Genomic DNA, 18,766 nt, shown 5'->3' on the forward strand with positions numbered 1-18,766 from the left:
TCGCTGTAACCTGCCGCATCTGTGTAGGAAAGGCCCGAATGAACTAGGAGTGCCGCCATGACTTTAGCTAACGCGCATGCCCTGTTTGTCGGGCTTCAAAAGAACCCGAGCTATCTTGCAAGCCTCGAGATCGAAGATAACGAGCGGCAGCGCCTCTTAAATGCCCGTCAAACCATCCGCACGGCCCTTCGCAATGCAACGCATCGCCTCGAATCAGACAAAAGCTTTTGGCGGCGTGATTATCTGATCGAGACTGCCAATCGCATTCAGGACGATGTGAAGGTCAAGTTCATGACGCAAGGTAGCTTCGCGTATAAGACGCTAAATGCTCCAGCGCAGCCGGCTTTGCAGGAGATCGATCTTGATGATGGCATGTACGTTCCGGTCCGTTTTCTGAGCGACAATCATCCCGCGCTAGCGGCTGGCGCCCTGTTTACCTTCGTTGAAGAAGTGCTTCGCCCGGTTTGCCGGGCTAACGGCTGGTCGCTCGACTCCAGCAAAGACACGTGCGTGCGGATCAAGCTCTGGCGAGGCGCGCATATCGACATCCCGATCTATTCCGTTCCAGAGGAGCGCTTCAGAGTCATGAAGGCAGCCATTGAGGAAGCCGCCTTCAGCGCACGCAAACTAACTTTTGACAGCGTTCCTGCGATTCCGAGCGACCGCGTGATGCTGGCCCAGCGCAGCGGAGAATGGGTTCAATCGGATCCCAAACAGCTTCATGACTGGGTTGAAAACCGAGTTGATCGCCACGGCCCGTCATTCCGTCGAATGAGCCGCTTCTTTAAGGGCTGGCGCGATCATGTCTGGGCCAACAGCCCGCTATCCTCAATCTGCCTGATGTGTGCGATCGATGCGGCTCTGCTCGAACTCGGTCAGAGCGCAGATAACCGCGATGATAAGACTATACTCGATCTCGCGCGACTGCTTCCGACGATTTTTTCAGGCGAGATCAAAAACCCGGTGGTTAAGGCGAGCTGTTTGAACAGCTGGAGCGAGGAAGAGCGCGGAGATGTTCTGGCGGAAACGCGAGCCCTTGCTGCGACAATGGAAGCTGCGCTCGAGCGTACTGGCGACGCCGACCGGGTTATCGAGCATCTGCGCGATGCATTCGGACGACGCATTCCCTACAGGCCAGATATCATTGCGATTGAGAGTGACACGGCTGCGGCTGTACGTGCCGCTCCTGCGGCGACCGTGGCCACACCGCACATAACTAGTTCCGATTCCGGATGATGTCGCAAGCCGATCGGTGGCGCGCAATTGCAGCTGCGCTTGCGAATAAAGGCTTCACCGAACAGCAAGGCGCATCGCCAGAGTTTCGCGGATCGATAAACGTCCATGGCCGTGCGGTCGATATTGAACTGGTCGTTCCAGATTCAAAGTTTGTGGAGCTACCCATTGTTCGGCTTGTCGATCGCAAGCAACTCCCCACTGGCGCATTCGGACATATATGCCGTGACGACATCGAAGGATCTGTGGTTTGCTTTGCCCCCGCAACTGGCCTGCCACTCGACTTTCACGATCCAGGCGGATCCGTTTTGCGCGTGCTCAGACAGGCCGAGCTTTCGCTGGAGAAGAGTTTTGCCGGGCAAGGCGGCACCGAAGTTGCGGCCGAGTACCAAGAGTATTGGATAACGAAGGAGCCGCATTTCCGAGTTCTCGTGAGCCGGAATGGTACAGCTGAGCGACAAGCCGGCTTGCAATACGCGGTCTTCAAGCCTGCAACGGGAAGTCCGTTTTTCGCGATCGCTGATACGATCAGTCTACATGACCACGAGGCTACCCGATTGTCTGGAGCCGTTGTATTCCATTTCGATGCCGAGTTGGGACCGACCGCTGATCGTTTGGTACCGAACAGCTTCTTGTCTCTTGAGCAATGGTTTCGTGGGCAAACGGCTGTGGTTGCTGATCGCTGGAGCGAATGTGAGAGAGCGCTTCTGTCTGGGAAATTCGTATGCCTCGCAGCAAACAACTGCACTCTCGGCGTCAAAGTTGAACTGCCGGCTAACGTTGCAGTGGCGGTCCGTGCAAAGAAACTGCGATCTTCGAAATTGCAGCCGCTTTTAGCCAAGCAGAAAACTAAACTCGATATCAAGCGCTCCGGTGGTTATTGGACGGGATTGGCTGAGATCGCTCAACGTAATTTGCACGGGATCAAAACATTGGATGGGAAGGCCATCGCTCTTGTAGGTTGCGGCACGCTTGGAAGCCATCTTGCCAAATTCCTTATCCAGAGTGGCGCGGGCGCCGGTGCACCCCTGACGCTGATTGATAGTCAGGTGCTTTCTGCTGGCAATATCGGGCGTCATTATCTCGGCCATTCGCGGATAGGCGAAACGAAGGCGAGCGCGCTGGCTGAGGAGCTAAAGTCTTTTCACCCCCAATGCGATATCCGGGCCACGGTTGGCGATGCGCTAGCTCAAAAGACGGTGCTGGCTGACGCCAATCTACTCGTCGATGCGACAGGTGATTGGAACACGCAATATGCGCTGAATGAACTTTTTTATGAGGACGGCATATCGGCTGATGCCATTCTGCATTGCTGGATAAGCGGTAACGGCGCAGCTGTTCAGGCTTTTCTGAATGTCCGCGGCGATGAGTGCTGCTTTCGCTGTCTGAGGCCGTCTATGAGCGCAGGGCCGCGTTTCCCAGCTCTCAAACCGGGGGTCGAAGCCAACATGGCCCCTGCGACCTGCGGAGATGGGAACTATATTCCTTACTCCGTTGCTGCGCCTGCCACCGCTGCCGGATTAGCTTGCGACATGGCGATAGGTTGGGCCAACGATAAGCCAGGGGCGCGGCTTCGCACGATCGTACTCGACCACGAGCGCGGCATCGAGCGTAAACCAACGTCTCCTGCAGCTCACAAAACGTGCCCATCATGCCTCGCGAGGGATGGGTCGTGATCGAGGGCATTCTTGTCGATCATGAAGCGGCAGAGAATATGTTGAAATGTACGCGGCAGTATCGCCCTTTAGAAGCTGGGGGGCTGGTACTTGGGCTGCGCAAGGGTCTCTACCTTCATGTGACTGAGATCACCCGTCCATTGCCATGGGATCGACAGAGTTCGATGCGCTTCCAGCGCTCGCCTAAGGGGCACAGAATAGCTGCGCTTAGGAGGTGGCGTAAATCCGGTGGAAAGATGGACTGGATTGGCGAATGGCACAGCCATCCTGGGTTTTCTCTTTCGCCTTCTTCCATCGATGTACGCAATTGGAACGGCATCGTTAGGCAGCGCAAGGCAGAGATGATATTCCCTATCTGCGACGGACGAGAAACCGCCTTTTACCTTCAGTTTTGGGGTGATCGGGGTAAGGTTTTGCTTCGGCAAGTCGAAAAAGATGAGCTTGGCACTTTCTACCTCACCCCTGCTGCCATCAAGCGTCGTCTGCGCAAAACGGGGAATGAGGCTTATGGTCCAACCCTCGAGTTGCCCTAGCCTTAGCGGGCAACCGCAACCACACTTTGCTCTGTTCCTGCAAACAGCCCATCTCTGCACGAGCGTTGCTATGGCACATTGCGAGCCGCAACTGAAATCAAACCACCACAACAACCCGAAATCCTGAGACTAAACGTAGTAACTGCCAACGACAAACCGAAGTGCGCAGCGACGAAAGATGAATCTCCGATCTAAGCGCTAAAGCTGGCAACAGGGTGTGGGACGAAACGGCAGCATTCCGTATCGGGCTCGCCAACAGAAGACAGTCTGCAACCGGCCCAACAGTGGACGCTGATTTGCAATCGAGTTTTGCATCCCTTGGACACGCTCGCCCAGGTTCGATTGAGCCTGAGTCGAGGTTTGCGCGTCTGCGAGGATACCGGCGGTGAGCCTGCGCTGCCGCGATTGCGGAGCGGGTAGCGCGGGCGAATCGCGGCCGAGAGATTGTGGTGATTCGGGATATTTGTCCGACTTACCCAAGATGTTGGCGTGTCCGGTGGTGCCAATCCGCTCAAATCTGCGTTCAGGCGCACCTTCATTTTTTCTGTAGGGCAAGTTGCCCGATGCCGCAGAAAACCGGGAAACAACAATTCACAGCCTCCAGGTCGGGTGAATATTGTCATTGATATTGCTTTGATATTTTGCAGTCCTGATGGGAACTTGCTGCAAAAGGCACCTGCTGTTCATGCACCGTATCCTGTTTCTCGCGAGTACTTCCCTTGCTGCTCTTTCCTGTGCCTCGATGGCGCATGCGCAGTCGAGCACGGAGACCTACACCTATGATGCGCTCGGGCGCCTCATCAAGGTCGTCACAACCGGCGGTCAGAACAACGGCGAGACGCAGTCGATCTGTTACGACAAGGCTGACAACAGGACGCAGTACCTTGCCAACACCAGCAGCGGGAGCGTCGAGTGTAGCGGCTCTGCACCTCCGCCGCCGCCACCTCCACCACCTCCGCCTCCCCCGCCTCCCCCTCCGCCGCCGGGCAACAACCCGCCCACGACGACAACCGACTTTGCCTCGGCGTCAGGCTGCAACGGCACTTTGTACGTGAACCTGACGGCGAACGACAGCGATCCGGAGGGTAACCTGCCACTGGCCCTGACCGGGATCACACGAAACCAGGGCAGCGCAAGTGCCACGGTGATCTCGGCATCAACCGTCGAGGTTGTGCTTGGCGGTGTCGCGTTCGATTTCTCGCTTTTCACCTACACGGTCGCTGACTCTCTTGGTGCTACGTCAACCGGAGATCTGAACGTTGCTGCGGGAAGTTGCAGCGGCGGCGGTGGCGGACCGCCTCTCTAGAGCTCTCGCTCTCGCAATCGAACTCCCAACCTTATGGAATGACAAGCCGATGAATGACTTTCGAGCAGCATGTGCAGGGATTGGTGCGGGAGCATGTCTTCTTACTGCGACATTTGCCGGCCCAACAGATGCACCATGGGCGCAAGTTGCATCAGTCAATGACGAGTCAACATTTGTCTGTATGCAGCGCCATCGCGGCGAACCTGGAGAAAAGGTGACCCAAATAGTCGTTCCGAGACGCGCCATCGGAGCGATGGAGATGAAAGGCTTCGAGGAGTTCGATTGCACAAGGGGTGGATTTCCTCCTGCACAGCAAGCGAAGTTCCGCGATGAGATGTGCCAGATCGCAGCCGATCAACCAGAAGCCATGCAGCGGCAACTCGAACATGTGCTTGGCGAGAGGCCTGCAGTACTCTGTGCAATGGCTGAGATCGTCGTCGGAGAGTGGGACGCACGGGAGGCCCAGAGCAAATGATCGGAGCGAACGGATCGATCCTAGGCGCGCTTCGCCGGATTTGTGGTGCTACGGCAGCTGCAGCTGCTTTCATGCTTGGCTCGGTATCTCCTGCACAAGCACAGCAAATCAATCCGCTGGATGTGCATCAGGATCCAAACGGCGTCGATCTACTCAGACTTGAAGTCACACCGCAGCTGCCGTCGATCTCAATTCCTGCTGCCCCGGAGCTGGCTTTCAAGAACCTGTCAGATTTTTGGCCTGTTCTACAGGGAAATATTGTTCCTCAGTCACCTACAGGTGAGATCAATTTTTCAATCAATGCAGGAGGGATAGCTTCAGAATCATTCAATTGCATGGATGGCGCAGGTGACTGTGTCGGGAGCAAAGGTAGCGGCTCGGTCCTGTACGGCGGTGGGAACGTCGGACCTTACTACTACACCCAAGGCGGCACCGGAAAGAAGATCACGTTCGACATCCAGTACGGTAGTCAATCGGTCCCGACGGTTGGGACCGGCCCATTCTATTATGTGGCAACCTCCATAGTGAACCCGGGCGGGCCGGCGCTCACGTTCACATACGATTCCGGGAATCCGTTCCCGGGCTACAACGTCACTTCCTATCGGCCGGCAACGGTCACAAGTACTTCTGGCTATAGACTCAAGTTTACCTACCATAGCAATGACCCGACGGTTGGGGCTTGGAGGTTCTTGCAAAAAGTCGAGATTGTGCGTGTTGCAGAACCGAATACGCCCTTGGCTTCCCTCGAATACAGCCTCACCACCAACTCGACGACAACCGTCGAAGATATCAGCGGCCGAGAGTATGTTTGCCAGCCGTGTGGCAACGAACTCAATGGTCCGCAGCCTTCGACCGTCGTCTCCCTTAAACTGCCTGGTCAGACGTCACCGAGCGTCCAATCGAGCGCGACAGACACTGGTCCGTCGGGCGCGAAGGATCGCCTCCTCACGGTTACAAGGGACGGTGTTACCTACACCTATGATGGCACCCATGATCCAGCTGGTTCGTTTGACCCAGGCCATCCTGCGTATGATTATATCGACATCACCGCGCCCAATGGGTTTAGTCAGCATATTGAAATTACGAACACCAGCTCTGGTCGTAGGCGGATAGATTCGGTCACAGATTCACAGAACAATACCACATCATATCAATACGACCCGTCACAAAGGGTGACACAGATCACCTATCCCGAGGGCAACAAGGTCAATGTGACCTATGACATCAGCGGCAACATCATCACGATGACCACTACTCCCAAGCCGGGAAGTGGCCAGAGCGCGCTGACTCAGGAGGCCTCCTACAATTCGGGTCTCTTCTGCGACACGGTGTCGTGCTTCCGGCCGGTCTGGACGCGAGATGCGAAGGGCAAGCAGACCGATTACACATGGGACCAGTACCACGGCGGCCTTCTGACTCAGCTTGATCCGGTCGACGAGAACAATATTCGCCGCAAGACCAAGAACACCTATGATGGCGCCGGGCGTCTCATCAAGTCAGAGATCTGCGAAGCCAGCGCTACTGGCGCGGAGCTGACCTGCGGCACGGCGAATTCCTTCGTCACCACATACACTTATTTCGGCGGGACGAGGCTTCCCCTTACTGAAACCGTCACCGATGGTATCGGGACTGCCCCGCTGACCACGACCTACACTTATGACAACGCGGGTCGCCGTCTGTCGGCTGACGGGCCGCTGCCGGGCAGCGATGATGCGACCTACGCGCGCTACGATACGCTTGGCCGGCAGATCTGGGAGATTGGACCGAAGAACGAGGCGGGGACCAGGGTCGCATCCAAGATGACCTACCGCGATGCCGATGATCAGGTATCCGAGGTCATTACCGGAGTGGTTCCAGGTTCAACCACGGCACTGTCCCCAGCAGTTCTCAGCTTTACCAGCATCATTTCTGACACGGACACGCAATTCAACTCGCGCCGCCTTGCGACGCGGACCACCGTGTCGAACGGCAGCACGACCTATGCGGTCACGCAGATGAGCTATGACGCTCTCAATCGCAACACTTGCACCGCTGTTCGCATGAACCTGTCCAGCCTGCCGGGCGACGCCTGCACGCCGGGGACCGTGAGCAGCGACGGGCCCGACCGCATCACCCGCCAGCATTATGACAGCGAAAGCAGGGTCGTGCGGATCGAGCAGGGTGTGGGAACGCCGCTGGTGCGGGATTACGCCACCTACAGCTTCACCCCCAACGGCCAGATGGCGAGCATGACGGATGCACGCGGCTACAAGGCCTCGATGCTCTATGACGGGTTTGATCGCCAGTCGCACTGGTACTTCCCGCAAGCCAGCCAGACCGGCGCGATCAACCCCAATGACTATGAGCTCTATGGCTATGACGCCAATGGCAACCGCACCTCGCTGCGCAAGCGTGACGGTACGGTGCTGACCTATCAGTACGACAATCTCAACCGCATGATCCGCAAGACCATACCCGACAATCGTCCCGAGCTTCACGCCGATCACACGCGTGATGTGTTCTACGAATACGATATTCGTGGACTTCAATTGCACGCGAGGTTCGGGAGCGACACCGGGCCCGGCTCGACCTCGGTCTATGATCGCTATGGCCGGGTCACCTCGACCACCGACAACACCGGGATCGCCGCCGGACGCACGCTGAACTACACCTATGATGCGGGCAGCAATCGCACCTCGGTGCGCCACACATGGGATAATGCGCTGTTCAGCTACACCTACAGCTCGGGCGGACAGTTCAACCAGCTGCGTGACCCATCCAACCTGACGCTGATCGACTACAGCTACGATACGCAAAACCGGGTCAACCGCATTGATCGATATTCCAGCGCGCCGAACCAGTATTTTGGCTACGACGGCTTGTCACGACTGAGCGCCATATCGATCGGGCAAACCAGCACCAGCCCGACGGTGACCTGGTCCTTCACCCGCAACGCTGCAAACCAGATCAGGACCGAGAGCCAGAGCAACGACAGCTTCAGCTGGGACGGGTATCAGCCGGTCAACCGCGGTTACACCACCAACGGGCTGAACCAGTACACCGCCGTGTCGGGTCAGGCCTATTGCCATGATCCCAACGGCAATCTCACCGCCGATGGCCAGTATGTCTATCTCTACGATGTCGAGAACCGTCTGGTGGAGATGCGCGCGCAGACCAACTCGGTTTGTACCTCGCTGTCGTACTCCGGGCAGATCAAGGCCGAGCTGCGCTATGATCCCATGGGCCGGCTGTATCAGGTTACGGACTATGTGAACGGCGTCAGCCAGGGCGCGCGGGTGTTCCTGCATGATGGCGATGCTCTGGTGGCGGAGTTCAACGCATCGGGTGCGGTTCTGGCGCGGCATGCCCATGGCCCTGCTGCCGGCGTTGACGATCCGCTGGTGAGCTACAACGGAGCCAGCATCAGCATCAACAACGCCCGCTTCCTGCAGAACGATGCGCGCGGCTCGATCGTCTACAGCTCGGATCGCTACGACTCCGCCGCGAGCCGGGTGATCAACACCTATGACGAGTACGGCCAGCCCGGCGCGGGCAACGAAGGGCGGTTCCAGTACACCGGCCAAGTGTGGCTGCCTGAGCTGGGCATGTACTACTACAAAGCCCGCATCTACTCGCCGACGCTGGGGCGGTTCCTCCAAACCGATCCGATTGGGTATGAGGATAACGTCAATCTCTATGGGTATGTCGGACAGGATCCGATTAATGGGGTGGATCCAACGGGACTTTGTGAGATCAGAACCGGTTCGAGGATATGCCAAGAACAGAAGGTTGAACTCACTTTGACTATTGATATGGACCAGGAATTCGAAACTCAGGAGGAAGCTGCAAACGCGTTTGCGCAGCAGAACGAAGATTTGATCCAAGCGACTGAAAACGATGAAGAAGTGTTGGGTCTCGTGTTCAAGAATGAAGAGACTGGGAAATTTCATATATCGAACGCAGGAATTGTTCCTGCGGATTCTTTCGAAGCGGGTATCACTGTCACAAACATGTCGGGCTTCACAGTGTCGGCTGGGGTTCATTCACATCCTTATGGCAGTGCGCTTGGTGAAGGATATAGTAGGCAAGACATCCAGTTCGCGAGGCGGTTTGACTACTTCCTCCGTACCCCGCAGGGTAGGTTTAGGGAAATGACAACTAGGCGGGCAAGGAGAGCTCGACAAGGCGATAGAGGTGCAAACGCTTGCCCGCCCGGGACTGGGGAGATTTGCCTTCCTCCGCTCAGAGGCAATTAGTGTATTGAAGCTTGAGCGAACGCATTCGCAGCTATCGGGGTGTCTATGTCATACAAGCTAACATTTTTGACCGCCTTTTTGCTGGGGCTCTGTCAAGTTTCAGCCGTCAAAGCAGAAACGAGATTGGACCTGTCATTTCTAGAGCCAGACATTTCGATCGCCGCAGGGGAAGGCCCATCTGAGCGAATCTTCACGGCAACGTCAAAAGACGGAGAAATCATTTGGTCAATTAGAATGAAAATGAATGGTAGCGGCGGCTTTGTATTTCCTAGTGACCCAATCGAGTTCTCAAGATCGTTGTGGGTGGGCCTCAGCGCCGATACTCAAAGGAATTTCCTTAGTTCGTATGGTTTGCGGATAGAGCAATCTCCAAACAAGGAGCGCACGACGAGATCAGACCTTCTGGGCTTTGTCGGATTTCTAAGACGCTCAGTGCTTGAAAGCAATTTGTCAGAAGATCAAATTGCGGTTCTGGAGTGCGTGACGGACGGATGGCGTTTGCCCGATGCGGCCCTTTTGGTTGGTGCTCAATCAACGGAAGTTGATGAGAACGAGTTAGTTCGAGGTCGCGACTATCCAGAAGAGTTTAACGAGAGAATGAGTTTGGTTCTAGCTCATCAGGTCACTTATCTCTGCATCGATCAGCACTCGGGCTAACTGAGAAAATGTTCGATCTGTCCAATCGAGGGCCAGTGTCCGGTCTCGAAACAAAGCATGAGGCATTGTCACATTGACTCATACCGCCAAGAGATGTGCCAGGATGGTGTCGATACAGCCAGTCTCATTTGATCGCCTTCGGTTTCCGCCAGAAGTTATACGCCACGCTGTATGGCTCTATGCAAGGTTCACCTTGAGCTACCGCGATGTCGAGGATTTGCTCGCCGAGCGCGGACTTGATGTTTCTCATGAAACCGTGCGGCGATGGTACTTGAAATTCAGCCCGCTCATTGCTCGTAACCTGCGAGGCGCCAGGCGAACGCCTAACCTCAAGGCTCCACCAGCGCTAAAGCGATGTCGGACATTATAAGCGCCACTTCGCCGAATAGGCAATCCTTGATCCAACGCACCGCGCTTGCGTTCATCGACCCGTCAAGTGCATCCAACAGGCTTTGCCCCGGTGTCAGGCGCATCTCCGCATCCCTCCGTGCTATCCCGCCACCAACACTCGGCTCACCCGCCGCTTTCCGCTTCTTCGCTCCAACTGCACAAATGCATTCACGCTCTCACGTACATAGTGCCGAATATCCTCGCGGCTGAGCTTCGACCCAGCCTGCAGCACCAGCAATGACAGCTGCTCGATCGCCCGCTGCGGGGTATCTGCATGGATCGTCGTCATCGAACCAGGATGTCCGCTGTTGACCGCACGCAAGAAGGTGAACGCCTCGACCCCGCGCAGCTCGCCCAGAATGATACGATCAGGCCGCATGCGCAGCGCGGCGATCAGCAGGTCCTCGGCGGTCACTCCCGCCGAAGCGAGGCCCCTGCATAAGGGTCATGATCAGCCGGAGGCAGCGGATCGCGCGGCGATGCTGCTTGCGCAGGCAGTCGCGGCGGCTGCACCGGCGCGGCCCCGGACCCGCCGCCGCCAGCCACAAACCCAGCAGCTATCACCGGCGCACCCAGCAGCACGGCGCATCCCAGCACCACCCGCAGCCCATCGCGCACCGGCAAACGCCCGCCCAGCATCATCACCCCGATCAACGCCACCGCAATCACGCACAGCGCCAGCGCGACCTCGCCCATCAGCAGCCCTTCAATCCAGCGCACAGCATCTGTGGTGGCACTTCCATCAGGTTCAAGCAGCGTTGACTGGATTGAGATTGCCATGCGTAACCGCTTCCCTGCGTTTTCGGATCGGCTTTGAGTGTTCCTACCCTTCTCTCTTGCTTTTTTCCAATGATAATCCAGAGTTGCAGGCTAGGGCTTCGCGAGATTCGATTTGTCTGAAGAATTGAAACGGGACACATTATTTGTGGCGCTGACGCGGCCGCAGATGTTTGCCGGTGTCACTCTTACGTTCTTCGTGATCAATGCGATCCTTTCGCTTGAGCTGTTCCTGATCTTTGGTGCGTGGTGGGTGCTGCTGATTGCACTGGGAGTTCACGCGATCGGGATGATCGCCTGCCTTCATGAGCCGCGCATCTTCGATCTCTGGCTGACGCGGGTGCGCAACTGCCCGCGGGTGAAGAACCACAGGATCTGGAATTGCAATTCCTACCGCCCCTGACGCGTGATCCCAAGGTGATCGCCAATGAAGCGCCTGCTGGCGTTCACCTGCCCTATGCACGGCACATCGATGAGGTGACGGTGCAGACCCGCGACGGGCTGTTGATGCAGACGATCCGGCTTGGCGGCCTGCTGTTCGAGACCGCGGATACGGGCGAGCTCAATTACCGTTCGACGCTTCGCGATGCGATGCTGCGCTCCTTGGGTTCCTCGCGTTTTGCGATCTACCATCATGTCGTCCGCAGGCGAGCTGATGCTGCGCTTTCTCCGGTTACCGCTGATGACTTCTCGGCAAGGCTGGATGAGCGCTGGCAGGCGAAGCTTGAAGGCAGGCAGCTGTTCGTCAACGAGCTGTTCGTGACCATAATCCGCAGGCCGCTGCAGGGCAGGATCGGCATGGCCGATCGGCTGCGTGGCTGGTTTGCGAATACCTCAAGGCGCAACGCCAGTCTGATCGCTGCCGAGAAGCACGCGCTGGACCGTGCAAGGGAGGCTCTGGTCGCATCGCTTGGCGCCTATGACCCGCGCGTCCTCAGCCTCTATGATGCGCCAGGCGGCAGACGCTCGGAACCGCTCGAGTTCCTCTCCTGCCTGTTCAACGCCGACATGCGTCCCGTGGCGCTTCCGCATGGTGATCTGGGTCATTTCATACCGGCGCGGCGGGTGAGCTTTGGTCAGGACTGTGTCGAGCTGGGGCCGACAGGCGACCTGCCGCGCCGGTTCGTCGCATTGGTATCGGTCAAGGACTATCCGGGGGCTACCTTTCCCGGGATGTTCGACGAGCTCTACCGCCTGCCCTTCGAGCTCCATGTCACCCAGAGCTTCGCCTTCGTCGAGCGGGCAGCGGCGCTGGGCCGAATGAACCTTGCGCTGCGGCGGATGCAGGCGGTCGAGGACGAGGCGATCTCGCTGCGCGGAGAACTCGCCGAGGCGAAGGATGAAGTGGCTGCCGGGCGCGCCGGGTTCGGCGAGCATCACACCACGATCGCGGTCCATGCCGATGATCTGGCACGGCTTGAGGGGCAGGTCGCCGAGGTGATCGCGCTGCTGGCCGATCTGGGGATCAATGCGGTGCGCGAGGACATCGCGCTCGAGCCCGCTTTCTGGGCGCAGTTTCCGGGTAACTTCCGTTATATCGGCCGGCGGGGGCTTGTCTCGACCACCAATTTTGCAGGGCTTGCGAGCCTGCACAACTTCCCGGTCGGACGCGCGCAGGGCAATCACTGGGGCGAGGCGGTTACCCTGTTCGAGACCACGGCTGCCGGGCCCTATTTCTTCAATTTCCATCAGAGTGATCTTGGCAACTTCACCGTCATCGGCCCTTCGGGTTCGGGCAAGACCGTGGTGCTCAATTTCCTGCTGGCGCAGGCTCGCCGCTTTGCCCCACGCATCATCTTCTTCGACAAGGACCGCGGCGCCGAACTCTTCATTCGCGCGATCGGCGGGCGATATGACCGTCTTGATCCCGGCGCTCCTTCCGGCCTCAACCCGCTCCAGCTCGAGGATACGCCTGCAAACCGCCAGTTCCTGATCGACTGGGTTGCGCTCCTGGCAGGAGGTGCAAGCACCGCCGAGCTTGATCAGGTTCGCGATGCGCTGGACACCAGCTTTGCCCAGCCCCGGCATCGCCGTCGCCTGCGCCATCTGGTCGAGCTGTTTCGCGGCTCGGCGCGGCCCGAGCCGGACGATCTCTATGCCCGCCTGCGGCCCTAGTGGGGTGAGGGCGAGCGCGCATGGCTGTTCGACAATGAACGCGATCTCACCGATCCTGGTGCCGATACGGTCGGGTTCGACATGACCGCAATCCTCGATGATCCGGTGGCCCGCACCCCTGCCATGTTCTATTTCTTCCAGCGGGTCGAGGAGCGGCTCGACGGGTCCCCGTCGATCATCGTCATCGATGAGGGCTGGAAGGCGCTTGATGACGATGTCTTTGTGCGCCGCATAAAGGACTGGGAGAAGACCATCCGCAAGAGGAACGGCGTGGTCGGCTTTGCGACCCAGAGCGCGTCCGATGCACTCGAGAGCAAGATTGCAAGCGCAATCATCGAGCAGGCCGCCACCCAGATATTCATGATCAACCCCAGAGCGCGCGCCGAGGACTATATCAATGGCTTCGGGCTCAGCCGCCACGAGTTCGATCTCATCCGCACGCTGCCTGACAGCTCGCACTGTTTCCTGATCAAGCATGGCCGCGACAGCGTGGTTGCGAGACTGGACCTGTCCGGTGAAAGCGAGCTGCTCACCATTCTCTCGGGCCGCGAGAGCACGGTGCGGTTGTTTGACAGGCTGGTCACCCAGACCGGACCTGATCCTGCCAACTGGCTCCACCGCCTCATCGAGGAGGCGGCGTGATGGCGTGCCCGGCGATCATGACCGGTGAGCAGTTCCTGTCGCGCAGTCTCGCACATATCGACTGTCAGGCGCAGATCATCGGCAGCTATGGCTACCAGGCGCTGGGCGAGCCCGGGTCACCGGCCTCGCTGCTTGTTGCAGGCCTGCTGACCCTGTTCATCGCCTTCTTCGGCATAAGGCTGATGTTCGGCCCGGGACCGGGCCCGCGCGATGCGGTGTTTGATGTCATAAAGATCGGGATCGTGCTGACGCTCGCCTTTTCCTGGCCTGGTTTTCGCACGGTGGTCTATGATACAACGCTCAAGGGGCCCGCTGAGATTGCGAACGCGATCCAGACAGGCAGCGGCAATGGAAGCTCTGCCGGCTTTGCCGAGCGGTTGCAGCAGGCTGACAATGCGCTCGTCTCGCTCACTGCCATCGGTTCGGGACGCAATGCCGCAGCCCTGATCGAGGGTGAGGGTGCTGGCAGCAGCTTTCGTTCAGCAGCGATCGAGGATGACACAGGTTTCGGGACTGCGCGCGTGCTCTGGCTGTCCGGGATTATCGGCACGCTTGGCCTATTGAGGATCGGGGCAGGTCTGCTGCTCGCGCTTGCGCCCGTAGTGGCAGGCCTGTGGTTCTTTACCCAGTCGCGCGGCATCTTTGCTGGCTGGCTGAAGGGCCTTGTGTTCACCTTTGCAGGATCGATCGGGGCAACGATCGTGCTGGCGGTCGAGCTTGCGATCCTTGAACCCTTGCTGGCTGATGCACTGCAGGTGAGGGGCCTTGGCTATGCGGCCCCTGCTGCCCCCACCGAACTGCTTGCGATCACGCTGGCCTTCACAATCGTGCAACTCGCCATGCTGTGGCTGATGGCCCGGATCGTCTTTTATCGCGGTTGGCTGACCTTGCCCGAGCTGCCTGCAGAGTGGCGGCCATGGAATACCGTTCAGCTACGCGAGGACTATCGGCAGCCGACAGTCGAGGCGCAGATCCTGCGTGCCGAACGGATCAGCAGCGCCGTCGAGAGCAGCCTGCGCCGCGAGCGGCTGATCACCAGCGGAAGGATCACCCGCACCGGTGATACCGGCGGGGGCTCTGGCCAGCCCGGGGAGTCGGCACATTCATCCGGTCCGCGCCTTGGCAGTTCCTATCGCCGCGCAGGGCTCAGGGCCTCGCGCTCTGCCCGCATGCGGGAGAGCCGCTCATGAATGCCAAGCCCGATATCGATCTGGCTGATGCTTCTGACGATGATTTTCGCGATCTGCCGGTCGCCGCGAGCTGGGCGACAAGCGTGACAGAGGACCTCGAACGCTCGAACCGGCGCGCATGGCTGGTTGCCATCATCGCCGCGATCATCGCGCTGCTGGAAGCGCTGGCGCTGGTGTTTCTCGTGCCGCTCAAAACCGTTGAACCCTACACGCTGCTGGTCGACCGCCAGACCGGCAATGTCGAGACGCTCGCACCGCTTGATGCGCAGGTTATTGCGCCCGATGCCGCGCTCACCCGTTCGCTGCTGGTCCAGTATGTGATCGCGCGTGAGAGTTTCACCATGGATACGCTGCAGGATGACTATCGCCGGGTCTCGTTGTGGTCCGATGGACCGACAGGCGAGCGCTACCGACGGGAGATGGATGCAGGCAGTCCTTCCTCGCCGCTTGCCTTCATGCCGCGCGGCGGCGTCATACGCACTGAGGTAAGGAGCGTCTCAGGCCTCGCTGAGGGGCGTTCGATGGTGCGTTTTACCACCGTTCAGATCGACAGGAACGGGCGCGCGCAGCCTGAGCAGTACTGGGTTGCGATCATCAGCTACACCTTCTCGGGCGCTGCGATGAGCGAGGCTGACCGTTATGTGAACCCGCTGGGGTTCCAGGTGACCGGCTACCGCCGTGACGCCGAGACCCTGCCAGAGGAGGGGATCGTCAACGGTGTCAGGCTTCCCTCGCAGGACGAGGGTGGGGGGCAGCCATGAGAATGTGCGCGGTCCTGGGCCTTGCACTTGCATTCTCGTTGCCGGTCTCGGCGCAGGTGTTCCCGACCCCGGGTTCCGAGACCCCAAGGATCCAGAGCGTGCAATGGCAGGAAGGCGGGGCGATCGTGCTCACTGCCATGCCGCAGACCACGCTCACCGTCATGCTTGAACCGGGTGAGACCATCCGCCGCGCGACACTCAGCGGAAGCCGGGCATGGGATGTTGCGGTCTCGGCCGAGGCAGATAGCTTTCAGGTAACCCCCGAGGCAGGGGCCGCGCCAGCCAGCCTTCTCGTTGAAACCGGCAGGCGAACCTATGAGTTCAGCCTCGAGACCGGACAGGGTCTGATGGCAGCCTATCTTGTCCGCCTCGAATACGGCCCCTCGATCGTGGAGGCTGAGGAGAGCGAGGACGCCGAGGCTGTCACCGGGCTCGCCTGGTCCTACCGCCTGCGCGGAGACCGCGAGGTGAGACCCTTGTCGGTGCGCGACAATGGCGAGAAGACCGTGATCACCTATGCCCCGGGGCAGGCGCTGCCGGCGGTCTTCGCGATCGGTCCGACGGGAGATGAGGAGGTGGTTGATGGCTACATGCGCGGCGATACCTTCGTCATCGACCGGGTTCATGAGGAACTGGTGTTCCGGATCGACCGCGAGAAGGCTACTGCAAGGCGCGGCCGGCGCGAGGAGGGCGCACAATGAGCACGGACGCTGCCAGCAACAGCCTTGCCGGTGATATCCGCCCGGTCATTGCCACCGGAGCGCGTGGAGAGTGGGGCGTCTGGGTGTTTGGCATCGTGCTGCTTCTGGGTGGGTTCATGCTCTACAGCGCACTGAGCGCATCGGAAGAGAGTGCCGAGGTGCCGGCGGTGTTCGCGCCGCAGGATGATGGCCGCGCGCTCATTGCCTCGCCGCCCGCTCTGCGCATGCCGGAGCGCTTCAGCAATACCTCAGGCGCCGATGAGGAATCCGAGCCACAGGCTCCCGCAGCTCCCGCGGCTGCACCCCAGCGGCTTGCGCCCGCGCTGCTTCAGCCGATAGCCCCGGCCTTTGCGCAGCTCCCTCCGGTACCCCGTCTCGCTGATCCGGCTTCGCGGCAACTGACGGCAGCGCCAGAGGACGCCGCGCCGCGGGTCGTGTTCGATGCCAGTGCCACTTCCGGTGCAAGAGCGCCTGCGGCTGCATCGGGCGCAGCGCGGGGCGAAAGCCCGGAGCGGGTGCTTGCCTCTCGCCTTGCCAATCCCTCGCGCACCATCCCGCAGGGCACCGTCATCCAGGCCGTGCTTGAGACCGCGCTCGATTCCACGCGGGCAGGCGGCGTGCGCGCGCTGGTCCAGCGCGATGTATCCAGCTTTGACGGGACGCGGGTGCTGATCCCGCGCGGAAGCCGTCTCTACGGTGAATATGAGGCCAACCTCCAGGCCGGGCAGAACCGCGCGCTGGTCCAGTGGACCCGGCTGATCCGCCCGGACGGAGTGACCATCGCGCTCGATTCCCCGTCCTCCGATCCGCTGGGCCGCGCCGGGATCCGCGGGCGGGTCGATACCAAGTTCCTGCAGCGCTTTGGCGGAGCCCTCCTGCAATCGGTGCTCGATATCGGGGTGGGCGTTGCCGTCAACGAGGCCAGCAACGGAGTGATCGTCGCGCTGCCCGGCAGCACCCAGAATGTGCAGGTGCGCCAGCCTGACGCCGTCCAGCCCACCCTCAAGGTCCGCCATGGCACCAGCGTCTCGGTATTTGTGGCACGCGATCTCGACTTCTCGAGTGTGGATCGTTGAGGTGATGCTGTGACCACCACTCAAGCCGGATACTACCTCGACAGCTTCCTTGCACCGCTCGCCCCCGTGCTGGGGCGCAAGGATGTCACCGACATCTGGATCAACCGCCCCGGCGAGGTCTGGACCGAGAGCATAGGTGGCGGGATCGAGCGAATCGAGGAGCCCGGACTTGACCTCAAGCTGCTCGAACGGCTTGCCCGGCAGATCGCGGCCTATTCCTCGCAAGGGATCAGCCGCGCGCAGCCGCTGCTTGCCGCCACCCTGCCCGATGGATCGAGGGTCCAGATCGCCGCGCCGCCCGCGACGCGCGAAGGCTATGCCTTTGCCCTGCGCAAGCATGTATCGGCAGACCTCTCGCTGAGGGACTGGGAGGATGCAGGCGCGTTCGACGAGGCGGCCCACGGCGAGATGCAGATCGCGAACGAGCGGCAGTTCCGCGCGCTCGCAGGGCGCGAGGCGGCGGCCGTGCTGCGTGAGGCCGTGATCGCACGGCGCAACATCCTCATCTCGGGTGGGACGTCTACGGGCAAGACCACTTTCCTCAACGCGCTGCTTGCCGAGGTGCCGCAGGACGAGCGGCTTGTCCTGATCGAGGATACCGCCGAGCTCCACCTCACCCATCCCAATGCCGTGGGCCTGCTCGCCGCGCGCGGGGAGCTGAGCGAGGCGCGCATCACTGCCGAGGACCTGCTGATCGCTGCGCTGCGCATGCGCCCGGATCGCATCATCCTTGGTGAGCTGCGCGGGATTGAGGCGTTCACCTTCCTGCGTGCTGTCAACACCGGGCATCCCGGATCGATGACCACCATCCACGCCGACACGCCCCAGCGCGCGATCGAGCAGCTCGCGCTCCTCGTGCTGCAGGCCGGATCGAAGCTCAGCCGCGACGATGTGCGGCACTATGTGCGCGAGAGCGTCGATGTGTTCGTGCAGCTTGAACGCCGCAGCGGCACCCGCCGGGTGAGCCAGGTGCTGGCGGCAGGGTAAAGGGGAGTCGTC

General features: G+C 59.9%; 16 protein-coding genes and 2 pseudogenes. 15 read left to right on the top strand and 3 right to left on the bottom strand.

Annotated features, from left to right (window positions below; genetic code table 11):
* Positions 1-57 precede the first annotated feature (57 nt).
* From L1K66_RS04345 to L1K66_RS04380, 8 genes and pseudogenes are all read left to right on the top strand, one after another.
* Positions 58-1,236 (top strand): CBASS cGAMP synthase, encoded by a 1,179-nt coding sequence (locus L1K66_RS04345; RefSeq protein ID WP_252259777.1) that lies wholly within the window; start codon positions 58-60, stop codon positions 1,234-1,236.
* Positions 1,233-2,909, top strand: a complete 1,677-nt coding sequence (locus L1K66_RS04350) for an E2/UBC family protein (protein ID WP_252259778.1) — start codon at positions 1,233-1,235, stop codon at positions 2,907-2,909. Before L1K66_RS04345 ends, L1K66_RS04350 begins: the two co-directional genes overlap by 4 nt.
* Positions 2,906-3,442 carry a Mov34/MPN/PAD-1 family protein gene (locus L1K66_RS04355; RefSeq protein ID WP_252259779.1) on the top strand — a complete coding sequence of 179 codons (537 nt, stop codon included), beginning with the start codon at positions 2,906-2,908 and terminating at the stop codon, positions 3,440-3,442. Before L1K66_RS04350 ends, L1K66_RS04355 begins: the two co-directional genes overlap by 4 nt.
* Before the next feature lie 685 nt (positions 3,443-4,127).
* A complete protein-coding gene (locus L1K66_RS04360) occupies positions 4,128-4,748 on the top strand; it encodes an Ig-like domain-containing protein (protein WP_252259780.1) in 621 nt (206 codons plus the stop codon).
* A 49-nt stretch (positions 4,749-4,797) separates the two neighbouring features.
* Positions 4,798-5,223: a hypothetical protein gene (locus L1K66_RS04365; RefSeq protein WP_252259781.1), complete on the top strand. Its 426-nt coding sequence runs from the start codon at positions 4,798-4,800 to the stop codon at positions 5,221-5,223.
* A gap of 1,172 nt (positions 5,224-6,395) precedes the next feature.
* Entirely contained in the window at positions 6,396-9,458 is a 3,063-nt protein-coding gene (locus tag L1K66_RS04370; RefSeq protein ID WP_252259782.1) for an RHS repeat-associated core domain-containing protein, read from the top strand.
* Positions 9,459-9,503: 45 nt separating this feature from the next.
* Positions 9,504-10,115, top strand: coding sequence for a hypothetical protein (locus L1K66_RS04375; protein WP_252259783.1), 612 nt, complete (start codon positions 9,504-9,506; stop codon positions 10,113-10,115).
* Between the two features lie 112 nt (positions 10,116-10,227).
* Positions 10,228-10,440, top strand: a pseudogene (locus tag L1K66_RS04380) (IS6 family transposase); the annotation flags it as partial.
* Between the two features lie 4 nt (positions 10,441-10,444).
* On the opposite strand, the gene L1K66_RS04385 reads toward L1K66_RS04380, so the two are convergent.
* Genes L1K66_RS04385 through L1K66_RS04395 form a run of 3 tightly spaced genes read right to left on the bottom strand, consistent with a single transcriptional unit; the run spans position 10,445 to position 11,285 of the window.
* Complete coding sequence (locus L1K66_RS04385) at positions 10,445-10,588, bottom strand: hypothetical protein (RefSeq protein WP_252260599.1); 144 nt, start codon at positions 10,586-10,588, stop codon at positions 10,445-10,447.
* A gap of 17 nt (positions 10,589-10,605) precedes the next feature.
* Positions 10,606-10,920, bottom strand: a complete 315-nt coding sequence (locus L1K66_RS04390; RefSeq protein WP_252259784.1) for an ATPase, T2SS/T4P/T4SS family — start codon at positions 10,918-10,920, stop codon at positions 10,606-10,608.
* The gene (locus tag L1K66_RS04395) at positions 10,917-11,285 is read right to left on the bottom strand and encodes a TrbC/VirB2 family protein (protein WP_252259785.1); all 369 of its coding nucleotides are present in this window, start codon (positions 11,283-11,285) and stop codon (positions 10,917-10,919) included. Before L1K66_RS04395 ends, L1K66_RS04390 begins: the two co-directional genes overlap by 4 nt.
* Positions 11,286-11,451: 166 nt before the next feature.
* Here L1K66_RS04395 and L1K66_RS04400 point away from each other — a divergent pair, with 166 nt between their 5' ends.
* The 7 genes and pseudogenes from L1K66_RS04400 to virB11 all read left to right on the top strand — a co-directional run bounded on the left by L1K66_RS04400 (position 11,452) and on the right by virB11 (position 18,754).
* Positions 11,452-11,685, top strand: coding sequence for a type IV secretion system protein VirB3 (locus L1K66_RS04400; protein WP_252260590.1), 234 nt, complete (start codon positions 11,452-11,454; stop codon positions 11,683-11,685).
* A pseudogene (locus L1K66_RS04405) lies at positions 11,664-14,039 on the top strand (VirB4 family type IV secretion/conjugal transfer ATPase). The gene L1K66_RS04400 and the pseudogene L1K66_RS04405 overlap by 22 nt, the downstream one beginning before the upstream one ends.
* A complete protein-coding gene (locus L1K66_RS04410; RefSeq protein WP_252259786.1) occupies positions 14,039-15,229 on the top strand; it encodes a type IV secretion system protein in 1,191 nt (396 codons plus the stop codon). The pseudogene L1K66_RS04405 and the gene L1K66_RS04410 overlap by 1 nt, the downstream one beginning before the upstream one ends.
* The gene (locus L1K66_RS04415) at positions 15,226-15,990 is read left to right on the top strand and encodes a virB8 family protein (RefSeq protein ID WP_252259787.1); all 765 of its coding nucleotides are present in this window, start codon (positions 15,226-15,228) and stop codon (positions 15,988-15,990) included. Before L1K66_RS04410 ends, L1K66_RS04415 begins: the two co-directional genes overlap by 4 nt.
* A gap of 2 nt (positions 15,991-15,992) precedes the next feature.
* Positions 15,993-16,691 (top strand): TrbG/VirB9 family P-type conjugative transfer protein, encoded by a 699-nt coding sequence (locus L1K66_RS04420; protein ID WP_256471512.1) that lies wholly within the window; start codon positions 15,993-15,995, stop codon positions 16,689-16,691.
* Positions 16,688-17,767, top strand: coding sequence for a TrbI/VirB10 family protein (locus L1K66_RS04425; RefSeq protein WP_252259789.1), 1,080 nt, complete (start codon positions 16,688-16,690; stop codon positions 17,765-17,767). The genes L1K66_RS04420 and L1K66_RS04425 overlap by 4 nt, the downstream gene beginning before the upstream one ends.
* Positions 17,768-17,776: 9 nt before the next feature.
* Positions 17,777-18,754, top strand: coding sequence for a P-type DNA transfer ATPase VirB11 (gene virB11 / locus L1K66_RS04430; RefSeq protein WP_252259790.1), 978 nt, complete (start codon positions 17,777-17,779; stop codon positions 18,752-18,754).
* The last annotated feature ends 12 nt before the right edge of the window (positions 18,755-18,766 follow it).

The sequence above is a fragment of the Erythrobacter aurantius genome, assembly GCF_023823125.1.
GTDB classification, from domain to species: domain Bacteria; phylum Pseudomonadota; class Alphaproteobacteria; order Sphingomonadales; family Sphingomonadaceae; genus Erythrobacter; species Erythrobacter aurantius.